Origin of the sequence: Bacillus cereus group sp. MYBK79-1 (assembly GCF_051915365.1) — a bacterium.
Taxonomy (GTDB): Bacteria; Bacillota; Bacilli; order Bacillales; family Bacillaceae_G; genus Bacillus_A.
On record NZ_JBQAEO010000004.1, the window covers coordinates 250312 to 263546 of the forward strand.

Genomic DNA, 13235 nt, shown 5'->3' on the forward strand with positions numbered 1-13235 from the left:
ATTCTTCTAAAAATAATAACTTATATAAACCTAAAACAATGAAAGCCCTACCTCTCTTTCATCCTTACGGCTCCTCGTCCGTGCCAGTGTGAATCAGGATTGCAAAAATCAAGTAACTATTCTATCGAAGTGTTTCATTAAACTTCGAACATTCGTAAAGAATTTTAAAAATAAAAATGGATTTGATTGTAGTAATAACAAAAGAGGTTAATGCTCTAAAAGTGGTTTGAAAGAGTTGAATGTCTTTGAAATGATTAATTTTCTATAATTATGCTCCCAAAAAATTCAAAATCTTTTTTGGGATGTAATACATTATTTATAATGAATCTTAACAAAAGCTTTTTATTTGACTTTCTGTGATACCTTCAATTAATCCCAGTTCACTAATCAAAAATTCGTGTGCGTTATCTAACATTTTCTTTTCGCTTGCATTCAGTGCTTTTTCTTGCTGCATACGTAATAAATCACGTACAACTTCAGCACCTTCTTGTATTTTACCCGTCTTTATTTTATCAGTGTTCAATTTATACCTTTGTTTCCACGTAAGTAATCTATCAGATTCTCCATGTTGAAAAATATCCAATATGTGTGCTATTGCCGTTATATCTGTGACTGGTCGTATATTTGAGCTCAATATTCTCCCCGCCGGAATCATTACTTCCATATTACTACCCGACATTTTTATAACATAATACTGTTGTTTTTCTCCTGCGATTTCCTTCTCTTCTATGGCTTTAATTATACCTGCTCCGTGCATTGGATAAACAATGTTATCGCCAATTTGAAACAAATAATCCACCTCCATATATGGTAACCTTCTCAATCTTAACACACATTCATTTTTTTAGCAAAATTTTTATTTTATCATAAAATTATTTTTCATGTCAATCCTTTCAAACTAAGAAAATAAATTCGTAAAATATCACTAAAAACCCGCAATCTTATTAACTTTTCCACACATATATACATTCTAATTTCACCTTCTCTTTTTACATAAAAAACACATTACTACATATGAGTAGTAATGTGTCTTTTATACGGCATCGATAAATATTCTCTATTAATTTCACGCCTATATACTAACCTGCTTACGGACTGTTTCTCTCGCTAAAAGAAAACTCATAATCACTTGCGCAGCTACTCGACTCGTCATATCCCTAAAATCCAGGGTTGGATCAATTTCTACTATATCCATCCCTTGAACGAGCGGTTCTTTACCAAGAAATTCAATCGCATCCAGTAACGTCGTACTATCCATTCCACCAGGACCAATTGCTGGACAACCTGGTGCAAATGCTTGATCTAGTACATCCATATCAAGAGAAATGTAAATAGAAGTCACGCCTTGCTTTCTTAAAACTTCAATACTTTCCGTCATAATATCTTTTATTTCTCGCTCTCGTACATCTTTCATTGTATACACTTTCACGCCATGTTCTTTTGCATATTCATGGTACGCTCGTGCATTTGAAAAATTACGAATACCGATTTGAACGAGTTGTTTTCCTGTAATGACATCATTTTCTAGTAAACTACGGAACGGTGTACCATTTGATGGGCCACCATCATCTAAATTACGTAAATCATGATGGGCATCAAATTGAATAATACCAACCTTTCCTTTACTATTTGCAAACCCTGTTATACTCGGAAAACTAATCGAGTGGTCACCGCCAAGAACGATCGGTATCATGTTCGGATTTACTTTCGTTATATGACCAACTGTTTTCGCAATTCGGTTATGACTTTCTTTTATATTCGTCACATGCATCGTAATATCGCCGCAATCATATAAGACACTTTCTTTCATATCATGTTCTTCTGTAATTGCGTACGTGCTATATGCATCTAACATCGCACGAATTGTTTTTGGTGCAAAACTTGCTCCTGAATGACTAATAGATGGTTTAGAAAGGGGTGCTCCAATTAAGGCAGCACCGAATATTTCTACACCTTCCTCCCAATCTTTAATCATCTCACTCCATTTCGTCACTTCACGATCGATAAACTTTGCATTCTTCTTTAAATAGTGGCCGTGCTCCACGATTGTTCACCTCTTGTATATGCAATATTACCATTCTTCCATACTGTATTCACATGACTTACGCCGTAATGATACGGTACGTAAGCATAATTATAAGCATCCCATAAAACTACATCTGCCTTGCGACCCACTCTAATTTTCCCGGCTACATCGCCCCGATTAATAGCATAAGAAGAGTTAACTGTTACCGCGTTCCAAACTTCTTCTGGTGTCATTTTCAGCTTCAGCATTGCGATGCTCATAATAAGTTGAATGTTTTCAGTTGGACAGCTACCTGGGTTAAAGTCTGTAGCTAACGCCACTGCAACACCTTCATCAATCATTTTACGACCGCGCGCAAAGCTTTCTTTATTTAAGTAGAAAGTTGTTCCTGGTAACAACGTGGCTACTGTATTCGAATTTGCAAGCATTTCAATTCCTTTATCAGAAGCGCCAACTAAATGGTCCGCTGATGCTGCACCAATTTCAGCAGCTGCTTCCGCACCACCAAGAGGGTCAATTTCATCTGCATGAATTTTTACATCAAAGCCAAGTTCTTTCGCTTTTAATAAAAACTCTTTTGATTCTTCGACAGAGAACACACCTGTTTCACAGAAAATATCAACGAATTCAGCTAATTGCTTCTCTTTCATTTCTGGCAATAAGTCTAACATCCATTGTAAAAATTCTTTCGATCTACCTTTATACTCTTTCGGAACTGCATGAGCACCTAAAAATGTGGAAACTAAATCAATTGGATGCTCTTTTTGTAATTGTGCGGTTGCCTCTAATTGTTTCCATTCCGTCTCATCATCTAATCCGTAACCACTCTTCGCTTCTACAGTTGTTACTCCGAAAGATAGCATACGGTCTAAATGGAATTTCGCTTTTTGAACAAGTTCTTCTTTCGACGACTGTTTCGTTGCATTTACAGTTGAAAGAATACCTCCGCCTTGTTCTAAAATTTCTAAATACGGAACTCCTTGTAATTTTAGTGCGATTTCATTTTCACGAGATCCACCAAATACAAGGTGAGTATGCGGGTCAACAAGACCAGGAGAAACCATTTTCCCGCCGCAATCAATAACTTCTTTCCCTTGTAACCCTTGAGCTTCTTCCGCTGTTCCAACGAAAGTAATTACGCCGTTTTCAATTCCAACCACACCGTTTTCGATAACAGGAAGCGTGTTCATCGCTTCCCGTCTTAACAAGCCATCTTCTTGATCCATTGTTAGTAATTGACCGATATTTATTAGTAAAGTGTCCAGCATGTTTTCTCCTCCTTATTTCATCATCGGGATGTTAACGCCTTTTTCTTTCGCAGTTTCCACAGCTAAGTCATATCCTGCGTCAACGTGACGAACAACACCCATACCAGGATCAGAAGTTAATACGCGCTCAATACGTTTTGCTGCTGCTTCTGTTCCATCTGCAACGATAACCATTCCAGCGTGAAGTGAATAACCCATACCAACGCCACCACCGTGGTGAACAGATACCCAGCTCGCACCGTTTACACTATTAATTAATGCATTTAAAATTGGCCAGTCGGCTACTGCATCACTACCGTCTTTCATCGCTTCTGTTTCACGGTTTGGAGATGCTACTGATCCGCAATCTAAATGGTCACGACCGATAACGATTGGTGCTGATAATTCACCATTTGCAACCATTTCATTAATGATGCGGCCAAATTTCGCGCGTTCACCGTAACCTAACCAACAAATACGTGATGGAAGACCTTGGAATTCAACTTGTTGACGAGCCATACGAATCCAGTTACATAAATGCTCATTATCAGCGAACTCACGTAAAATTACTTCGTCTGTTTTATAAATATCTTCTGGGTCACCAGAAAGTGCTACCCAGCGGAATGGTCCTTTTCCTTCGCAGAATAATGGACGGATAAATGCTGGAACGAATCCTGGGAAATCAAATGCATTTTTCAAGCCTTCATCGAAAGCAACTTGGCGAATGTTATTTCCGTAATCGAACGTAATTGCGCCTTTTCCTTGCATAGCAAGCATTGCTTCTACATGTTTTGTCATACTTTCTTTTGATAATTGTACGTAACGTTCTGGATCTTCTTCACGAAGTTTCGCTGCTTCTTCTAATGTGTAACCTACTGGAATATAACCGTTTAATGGATCATGAGCAGATGTTTGATCCGTAACTAAATCTGGCGTAATATTACGTTTCACTAGTTCTGGTAAAATTTCTGCCGCATTTCCTAATAAACCAATTGAAATTGGTTCTTTCTTTTCTTTATACTCGTTCGCAACTGCTAATGCTTCTTCTAATGATTCTGTATACATATCACAATATCTCTTTTCAATACGACGATCGATGCTGCGCTTATCAACATCAATAGCAATGACAACACCGCCGTTCATCGTTACAGCAAGAGGTTGTGCACCACCCATACCACCTAAACCAGCAGTAAGTGTTATTGTACCTTTTAATGAACCATCGAAATGTTGACGTGCCGCTTCGCCAAACGTTTCATATGTTCCTTGTAAAATACCTTGTGTTCCAATGTAAATCCAGCTACCTGCTGTCATTTGCCCGTACATCATAAGACCTTTTTTCTCTAGTTCACGGAAGTGATCCCAGTTCGCCCACTTCGGCACTAAGTTTGAGTTCGCTAAAAGAACGCGAGGTGCATCTTCATGTGATTTAAAGATTGCAACTGGTTTTCCTGATTGAACAAGTAATGTTTCATCGCTTTCTAACGTTTTTAATGAATCTACAATCGCCTGATAGCTTTCCCAGTTACGAGCTGCACGGCCAATTCCGCCATATACAACTAATTCTTCTGGTTTTTCAGCAACTTCAGGATCTAAATTGTTCATTAACATACGAAGTGCAGCTTCTTGAACCCATCCTTTCGTTTGTAACTCTGTACCTCTTGGCGCGCGAATTGTTTGTTTTACTTTTTCCATTTCAATCTCTCCCTTTTCTCATTTTATAGTGCTGCGTTTACATCTAATCTTTCTTTTATCGAATAATTCGTTTTTAACCAATACGCAATATTTTCAATATCCGTTGAGAATATGCGATCATTTGTAATAGAAGGTACTTGTTGACGACCTTGATGGTAGAAGCTCTTCGTCACTGTGCTCATGTTTTCAATACCGCGATATTCTGCTGCTTGCATTGCACAAATCATTTCAATTGAAAGAACACGTCTTACATTTTGAATAATTTGATGTGCATGGCGTGAAGCGATTGTTCCCATACTTACGTGATCTTCTTGGTTAGCTGATGACGGGATTGAATCAACACTCGCCGGATGTGCTAACGTTTTATTTTCAGAAACCAGTGACGCTGCAGCATATTGCATAATCATCGCACCAGACTGAAGTCCTGGTTCTGGACTTAAAAATGGAGGTAAATCATTTAATTGCGGATTTACTAAACGTTCAATACGACGCTCTGAAATATTTGCAAGTTCCGCCATTCCAACTTTTAAGAAGTCCATCGCAAACGCAATCGGTTGACCATGGAAGTTCCCACCCGAAATTACTTTTTCTCCGCCATCAAAGATTAGCGGATTATCTGTTGCTGCATTCATTTCAATTTCTAATTTTTCTTTCACATAATTTAAAACTTGCCAAGAAGCACCATGTACTTGCGGGATACAGCGAAGTGAATATGCATCCTGTACTCGTAGTTCTCCTTGTTTGGTTGTTAAATTACTATCATGAAGGATGTCACGAATTCTGCTCGCTACTTCCACTTGCTCTTTATAACCACGTGCTTTATGAACATTTTCATCAAACGCATCAATAATGCCTTGTAGCCCTTCAATAGTCATCGAAGCAATAAATTCAGCTTGATACGCCATTGCTTCTGCTTCTATATAAGAAAGAACTCCTTGCGCTGTCATCGCCTGCGTACCATTGATTAATGCAAGCCCTTCTTTCGCTTCAAGTTCAATCGGTTCAAGACCTTCTTCTGTAAGAGCAACCATCGCATGAACGCGTTTCCCCTTGTAGAACACTTCACCTTCGCCTAATAATACAAGCGCAAGATGAGATAAAGGTGCTAAATCGCCACTCGCACCAAGTGAACCTTGTTGCGGAACGACTGGGTGAATTTTGCGATTCACAAACTCAAGAAGCATATTTACAACAAGCGGTCTAACACCAGATACTCCTTTAAGCATCGTGTTCGCTCGTAAAATTAACATACCGCGTGATACTTCTTCAGGGAATGGATCGCCTATCCCGCATGCATGTGACTGAATTAAATTGTGTTGAAGTGCCTTTACATCATCTTTTTGAATAAGCACGTCACTGAACTTTCCAAATCCAGTTGTAATACCGTAAACGACTTTTCCGTCCTCTACAATTTTCTCAACAACTTCACGGCACTCGGCCACTTTTTGCATACTATTTGGACAAGCTGTTACACCTTCCCCTTCAAGTAACAACCTCTTCATTTCTTCAATTGTCAATGTGTGTCCTGTTAACGTAATCATTCTTTTTTCCTCCTTAAAAAGGCAAAAGGGGACCTTATCTTTTTAAGACAGACTTCTGTCCTAAAAAAGTAAGGCCCCCTTCTAACTAATAGACTATGGGCAAATCATATGTGATTAATTCCTAAACCAATCGCCTCATGCTCAGATCCTTTTACAGGCGCACCAATCGTTCCATATAATGCAACAGCAACCCATTCGCCTTCTTTTTTTCCGTCGTATGGTGTACCGCGCACAATCGCAAAGCGAAGTCCTACTGTACGAAGAACGTCTGCTAACTGAATTTGACCTCTCGTCACTCCGTACAAAGCTTCCATTATTGCATGATAAAGTGCATGTGTTTCTCTGTAAACATCTGTTTCAATCACTCGGGTGCTCTTAGCCGCTGTTTCCATTGCTGCTACAACTTTTTGCGAATTCATCGAACCCACTTTCCCCGTACAATACTTCCAACCTTTTGGAATAGATAATACAGGGCTTTCATTCTCATCCGCAAGTGCCAACAACATGGCCATACGACCAATTCGATGTGTTCCTTGAAGAAGCATGTGACTCTCTCATTTCTTTTAATTATTTGAATATTTCTTAATTTAAGAATATATGAAAACGGTTAAATCGTCAATAGTTTAAACTCACATTCAAACATTTTTTTCATCTCCTCCATTTGTGTACACAAATGATTTACACAAATTTTTCAGGCGTGCTATAGTCTCACTAATAGATGCAAAGGGGCGATATTTCAATGACGAAACGAAAAGATATTCATTTTCGAATTGAAGAAAAATTACTTGAAAGGTTCGAATCTGCACTCCATTACGAAGGGTTAAGGAAAACTGACGTATTAACACACGCGATTCAGCAATTTTGCACGAAGGTGGAATGCGAAAAAATGAATGATGTAAAACGCCAATACAACGTAAGTAATCATTTACAAACACGTATCGATACGCATAAACATTACGAAGAAAAACAAGTGAATTTAGATGAACTTGTCATGGAACATTTACAACTTCAAGGAGACGAGAAAATATTAGAGGTTGGTTGTGCTAATGGAAATTTTCTTTCCCTTTTACAAACTAACGGGCACAAAGGTCAACTAACCGGTTTTGATCAATCGAAAACGATGCTTTCTGAAGCAGCAATAAAGAATAGTATAATTGAATGGAGGCTAGGTGATGCTGGTAAACTCCCTTTCAAAGCTAATTGCTACGACTGGATCGTCGCAAGACATATGTTATACCACATGAAAGATGTCGAAAAAACAGTTCAAGGATTCCATAAAGTAATTCGCCCTGGTGGCTCACTTTTAGCTACAACAAATTCTAACGTTACATTACCTCGTATCGTTGAAATGTGTAACCGCATGTTAGACGCATTTGATTTGCCGAACACAACATCATCAGTCACTCCATTTTGTTTAGAAAATGGTAAAGAGATATTACAGTCTATTTTTCCAACTATTGAAGAAACTATAATTCATAACGCTCTCGTTTTCCATCATGCTACTCCAATTGTAAACTATATTTCTAGCATGTTTCCGTCACTAAATATACCTGATAATACACATCTTCACGCCGAAATGAAGGAATGGCTAAAAGAAGAAGTAGAAAATGAATTGGCAATTCATAACGGTATATGGCGCGATCCGAAAACGTTAGCCATTTATCGATGTCAAAAAGAAAAAAGCTAGCATTCGCTAGCTTTTATACATTCTCAGGTAAAAGTTTCTCCATCATCACATTGCCCTTACCACCATAAAAATTTATATTATGTTCATTTGCTACTCCAAAATAAGAGGCAATCGCTATTCCAAATGGTACAAATGCATGCCCCTGTGCTGTAATAATATTTGAGCGTTGCACAACTTCTTCATACACAAAATTTTCTACTGGAAAACAATCCATTTTTTTATAATCTATAGTCACTGTATACGAGATTTCTTTGAATAAGCCTGCTTTTGCTAGCGCATATGGTCCAGCACAAATAGCAGCTATTAATTTTTCTTGTTCATAAAATTGACGAATGACTGTAAACAGTACTTCGGCATCCTTCATATGTATTGCATCTCCGCCTGGAATAATAATCCCCTCATATTCTTCTACACGCACTTCACTTAATTCTATATGTGGTTGCACTTGCAAACCTGTTTCACTTACAATCAATTCTTTCGTTACACTCGCTGTAATGATTTCAAATTTATTTTTCAGCAACGCCGTAGCTACCGTTATTTCAAACTCTGCAAATGTTGGGTATACGAATAAAAGTATTTTTTTCATAACTTTCTCTCCTTCAACCATCTCATAAAATATATCTCTAAATCGGCCACTGTTAACCTATTCGTGTCCACATAAGTTACAGGAAATTGTTTATACCAGTCTTTTTCAGTTGCTACTAATTTAAATTGCTCCTCAAATGTACTTCGCTTTCTTGCCCTATCATTATTTTTTTATCATACAAATTCTTTTTTGAAACATCTAAATAAAAAATTGCATCTGAACGACATTCTCTTAATTTATACAATTCATCTTTTAATTCTGTTTCTATATCCCACTCTTTCCCTATCATCTTCGGGTAAAAAAGTGTATAAAATTCAATATCTTCAGGTCCACGATCAAAAATAACGACTGAATCTTTTACAATTTGAAACTCCTTTATTTTTGCTTCCATAAACATTTTTTGATTTATAATAAACCCTTCTTTTGAATTCATATCCAATTTTAATTGTTTTCGCTTTTCTACAATTGGATAAGGATTTTCATATATAACTGAAAGCCCATATCGCTCTAACCTTTTAGCCAATGTTGTTTTTCCACTTGCCATCGGTCCTTGGAGTGAAATTACATATGCCATTCCACTCATTCCCTTGCACTTTAATACATCTATAATATACAGAATTTTCAATACTATCAACAATATATATATCATCTTGTTTCTTATTCTTATCTAACTTATAATAAAAAATAGAGATTATGACGGACGCATCAATAATGTAAGCTTGGAAATCCAAGCTTACATTATTTTTTGCTTTCCCTTTTCTAATAAAAAGAGTATACTAGATTAGAACGTATGTTCTTAACAATTACATACAGTAAGGAGATAAGACAATGGTATACGACACAAAAGCAATTTCTTGGAATGAGTCTTTAAAACAACTTCAACGCCGCTATACAAACAAACAAGTTGACCGAAAAGAATTTGAAGATATTGAACTGATGGAATTCTTCCGCGATAACGACTACATTTCTTTACCTACACATATAAGCGGCCTATCAATAGCACGTTTTACTTCTTACTCTATTTTCACAACTGAAGATAAAGATCGTAAAGTTGGCACATTAATCATTGAATATGTAGAAGATGATAATAATAATTTATGTGTTGAACAACTATACTTCGTTTAAATGATAACGCTTGGTCAAAATGACCAAGCGTTCTTGCTTTCTATGAATCTCACTGTTTATAATATGAATAATAGAAAACCGCAATCATTAAGGGGGGATATACTTGCTCGAAGGATGGTTCAGTTGGTTCATTGTGCTATGGACTATTATTTTATTAGGACTTATGTCTATCGGCGGATACTTTATGTTCAGAAAATTTTTAAAACGGTTACCAAAAGAAGATGGTATGTCTATTTTAGATTGGGAAGCACACTATATTAATAAAACTAGGCATTTATGGGATGACGAACAAAAACAATTGTTAGAAGAGCTCGTAAGTCCTGTTCCTGAACTCTTTCGCGATGTTGCTAAATCAAAAATCGCTGGCAAAATCGGAGAACTGGCATTAAGAGAACAAGCCTCTCAAATTACACAAGATTTAATTATTAAAGGGTATATTATTGCTACACCGAAGCGTGATCATAAATTTTTAGTAAAAAAACTACAAGAAAAAGAGATTGATTATTCAAACTATAAGTCTTTGCTCGCAAAATAACTTCACATTATTTTCGATAAAAAGACAGCGCCTTTGACGCTGTCTTTTTATTTTATACATATACAGTTTTTAAGTTAATTTCATATCTTTTTCATTATAAAAACCATCTTCTTTTTCCATTTCCTTCTGTAATTTCGTAAAGGAACGGTACATGGCGATTCTCCATGAAACAATCATCGCGAACGCCAGTAAGAAGAACATGCCACTAAGTTGTCCTAAATCAAGAGATTGGCTTAAATATGTTTTAAATACAATCCGCACGACAAGTAATCCAATTAATATAAAAACAAATGCTTTTGAACGCTTCAAATAAATCTCTTGTCCTCTAATTTCAAATTTAGATGTTTTAATAAGAAAAATAGAGAAAAACAAACCGACGCCAATTGCTTCTAACATTTCCGCTGGAGTTAGTCGAAATTCTGGAAAAACAAACATCAATGCGCCCGTACTCATAAAAAATGGTGGAAGTATAATTTTTTTCAATGTTGCAGGTTTCTTAGCTGCTTTTAAACGAATAAACATCGCACCGACAGCCATACAAACAGCAACGATACTGGATAAAACAACTATGTTCATATTTTCTCATCCTTTTTTGTGGCTATATGCAAAATATACTTTCATTATATGCTTTTCCGTTAGTATTTCCAACATTTTCACAGAATAATACTAAAAACCGGTAAAACCACCAAATAAACTTGAGAAATATACGATAATTTTCGTCATCCAATTAAAATATAAGAAGATACCCATGACAATCATAACGTATCCTCCAATTTTCATGAATTTCATACTATTTCTTTTAATCCAAGACATTTTTGTAATAAAGAATGATAGCACGAAAAATGGGATAGCAAATCCAAGTATGTATGCAATCATATAAATCATTGCTGATTCTGGGTTCGTTGCTGCTAATCCAATGACAGATACTAAAATAGGTCCTGTACAAGGTGTCCACCCTGCAGCAAATGCCAATCCAATTAAAACGGATCCAAAATAGCCACTCGGACGATTTTTAAACGTAAATTTACGGTCTTGCATTAAGAATTTCGGCTTAAACACACCGACAATAACAAGACCGAACAAGATGATAAATATACCACCTAATTGTCTAATTAAATCCTTATAATCTGTAAAGATACCTCCAATAAAGCTTGTACCAAATCCAATTGCAATAAATATAATTGAAAATCCAAGTAAGAAAAACGCTGTATGTATCATACTTCTTTTGCGAAGCATTGCATTTTCTTCTTTCAACTCAGAAACCGACATACCTGTTATGTACGATAAAAATGCCGGATAAAGCGGTAAGCAACATGGGGAAATAAATGATAAAAATCCAGCGCCAAACGCTAAAAAAATACTAATATCTTGCATTGTTCCACTCCTCTCCTTACATATTGTAGCAAAAACACATAAAAATACTATGAACAATTCGTGAACTCACTTTAACAACGTGATAATAAGAAAAACTACCTTTACAAACAGTTTCTAATAAAACGTTTTCATTTCCTTCTATTATATAGAACAATCTCAATTGAACTACGAAACTTCTCTAATTGTTATTAACATAACAAAGGTAACATAGTTTCTCAAATGATTAGCACACTATAATGGACTATCCTTCTATCTCCCTAAAAAATATTTTTTTCAAATGCTGTCTTTATACAATACGAAGCTGATTTTATAATACTTCTATTATTACTAATTTCAAGATTATGCATAAATATCATACTTTTATTATTATTCTATAAAATGTCACACTTTTCTTTTATTTGACCCTTCATTTTTAATTTTGTATACTTCCCTCTAGTTATATATGTCCGTTAGGAACAATTTCATATAGATGGGAGGAATTTTTCATGCTTCGTTATTCTCTTTTAGTTTTATTAGGAGCGTGTAGTTATGGGATTTTAGCTATTTTCGTTAAACTTGCCTATGCAGAAGGATTTTCACTTGGAGAGGTAATTGGCAGCCAATATTTGTTCGGTTGGATTATTTTGCTTGCTATTACACTTCTATTTTCTAGACATCGTGTTCCATTAAAACAAGCGTTAATTTTATTCGTTGCAGGTACATCTGCAAGTTTCACTGGAATTTTTTATTATGCTTCATTAAAAACTGTACCAGCATCTATTGCAATTATACTTTTATTCCAATTCGTTTGGGTCGGAATTATTATTGAAGCAGTCGCAACAAAAACATTCCCTTCAAGAGAAAAGGTTATTTCCGTTATTTTCTTACTTGCAGGTACATTTTTATCAAGTGGTTTACTAGAAAAATCAGCAGGTGCTTTCGATATGACTGGAATCATATTAGGTTTATTATCTGCTGTTACATTCGCAACATACATTTTCGTGAGCGGAAAAGTGGCTGTTGAAGTACCTTCATTACCGCGCGGTGTTCTCTTAATGACTGGCGCTTTAACTTTAGTAATGATCGTATTCCCGCCAACATTTATTTTTAGCGGCGCAATTTCTGAAGGACTTTGGAAATACGGTTTAGGCTTAGGAACATTTAGTATCGTTATTCCTTCTATCGCCTTTACAATCGGTATTCCAAAAATCGGTTCTGGCTTAGCGACTATTCTTGGTGCAGCAGAACTACCAGTTACAACAATTATGTCTGTATTCGTTTTAAAAGAAGCTGTGCTATCTTCACAATGGTTCGGTGTATCACTTATTTTAATCGGTATTGCAATCCCGCAAATTGCCTATGCAATGCGTGGACGTTATCGTAAACATCATACACACAAAAAATTGGCAGCTTGAACTACCCCCACTTAACACTCTAACGAGC

General features: G+C 36.2%; 14 protein-coding genes and 1 pseudogene. 4 read left to right on the forward strand and 11 right to left on the reverse strand.

The window, feature by feature from the left end:
- Positions 1 to 328: 328 nt before the first annotated feature.
- The 6 genes from ACTFOB_RS09980 to hutP form a co-directional block, all read right to left on the reverse strand.
- Positions 329 to 790 (reverse strand): CarD family transcriptional regulator, encoded by a 462-nt coding sequence (locus ACTFOB_RS09980; RefSeq protein WP_192797608.1) that lies wholly within the window; start codon positions 788 to 790, stop codon positions 329 to 331.
- A 282-nt stretch (positions 791 to 1072) separates the two neighbouring features.
- Positions 1073 to 2044 carry a formimidoylglutamase gene (hutG, locus tag ACTFOB_RS09985; protein WP_440025556.1) on the reverse strand — a complete coding sequence of 324 codons (972 nt, stop codon included), beginning with the start codon at positions 2042 to 2044 and terminating at the stop codon, positions 1073 to 1075.
- Positions 2023 to 3294 carry an imidazolonepropionase gene (hutI, locus tag ACTFOB_RS09990; RefSeq protein WP_440025554.1) on the reverse strand — a complete coding sequence of 424 codons (1272 nt, stop codon included), beginning with the start codon at positions 3292 to 3294 and terminating at the stop codon, positions 2023 to 2025. Before hutI ends, hutG begins: the two co-directional genes overlap by 22 nt.
- A gap of 12 nt (positions 3295 to 3306) precedes the next feature.
- Complete coding sequence (gene hutU / locus ACTFOB_RS09995) at positions 3307 to 4965, reverse strand: urocanate hydratase (RefSeq protein ID WP_151634112.1); 1659 nt, start codon at positions 4963 to 4965, stop codon at positions 3307 to 3309.
- Between the two features lie 23 nt (positions 4966 to 4988).
- Entirely contained in the window at positions 4989 to 6506 is a 1518-nt protein-coding gene (hutH, locus tag ACTFOB_RS10000) for a histidine ammonia-lyase (protein ID WP_440025551.1), read from the reverse strand.
- A gap of 104 nt (positions 6507 to 6610) precedes the next feature.
- Entirely contained in the window at positions 6611 to 7051 is a 441-nt protein-coding gene (gene hutP / locus ACTFOB_RS10005; protein WP_440025549.1) for a hut operon transcriptional regulator HutP, read from the reverse strand.
- A 194-nt stretch (positions 7052 to 7245) separates the two neighbouring features.
- On the opposite strand from hutP, the gene ACTFOB_RS10010 reads away from it, so the two are divergent.
- The gene (locus ACTFOB_RS10010) at positions 7246 to 8193 is read left to right on the forward strand and encodes a class I SAM-dependent methyltransferase (protein ID WP_440025547.1); all 948 of its coding nucleotides are present in this window, start codon (positions 7246 to 7248) and stop codon (positions 8191 to 8193) included.
- Positions 8194 to 8206: 13 nt separating this feature from the next.
- Here ACTFOB_RS10010 and ACTFOB_RS10015 read toward each other — a convergent pair whose 3' ends face one another.
- Entirely contained in the window at positions 8207 to 8779 is a 573-nt protein-coding gene (locus ACTFOB_RS10015) for a DJ-1/PfpI family protein (RefSeq protein ID WP_440025545.1), read from the reverse strand.
- Positions 8776 to 9362 (reverse strand): annotated as a pseudogene (locus ACTFOB_RS10020) (AAA family ATPase). The gene ACTFOB_RS10015 and the pseudogene ACTFOB_RS10020 overlap by 4 nt, the downstream one beginning before the upstream one ends.
- 245 nt (positions 9363 to 9607) lie before the next feature.
- Here ACTFOB_RS10020 and ACTFOB_RS10025 point away from each other — a divergent pair.
- Positions 9608 to 9904 (forward strand): hypothetical protein, encoded by a 297-nt coding sequence (locus ACTFOB_RS10025; protein WP_440025543.1) that lies wholly within the window; start codon positions 9608 to 9610, stop codon positions 9902 to 9904.
- 103 nt (positions 9905 to 10007) lie between these two features.
- On the forward strand, positions 10008 to 10439 hold the full coding sequence (locus ACTFOB_RS10030; RefSeq protein ID WP_440025541.1) for a DUF2621 domain-containing protein: 432 nt from the start codon (positions 10008 to 10010) through the stop codon (positions 10437 to 10439).
- Positions 10440 to 10508: 69 nt separating this feature from the next.
- Here the strand turns inward: ACTFOB_RS10030 and ACTFOB_RS10035 are convergent, their stop codons facing one another.
- The 3 genes from ACTFOB_RS10035 to ACTFOB_RS10045 all read right to left on the reverse strand — a co-directional run bounded on the left by ACTFOB_RS10035 (position 10509) and on the right by ACTFOB_RS10045 (position 11973).
- A complete protein-coding gene (locus ACTFOB_RS10035; protein ID WP_001028637.1) occupies positions 10509 to 11015 on the reverse strand; it encodes a CcdC family protein in 507 nt (168 codons plus the stop codon).
- 90 nt (positions 11016 to 11105) lie between these two features.
- Positions 11106 to 11813 carry a cytochrome c-type biogenesis protein CcdA gene (gene ccdA / locus ACTFOB_RS10040; RefSeq protein ID WP_440025538.1) on the reverse strand — a complete coding sequence of 236 codons (708 nt, stop codon included), beginning with the start codon at positions 11811 to 11813 and terminating at the stop codon, positions 11106 to 11108.
- Between the two features lie 16 nt (positions 11814 to 11829).
- Positions 11830 to 11973 (reverse strand): peptidase T, encoded by a 144-nt coding sequence (locus ACTFOB_RS10045; protein WP_087944407.1) that lies wholly within the window; start codon positions 11971 to 11973, stop codon positions 11830 to 11832.
- 325 nt (positions 11974 to 12298) lie between these two features.
- Between ACTFOB_RS10045 and ACTFOB_RS10050 the strand changes: the two genes are divergently transcribed.
- A complete protein-coding gene (locus tag ACTFOB_RS10050) occupies positions 12299 to 13207 on the forward strand; it encodes an EamA family transporter (protein WP_440025535.1) in 909 nt (302 codons plus the stop codon).
- The last annotated feature ends 28 nt before the right edge of the window (positions 13208 to 13235 follow it).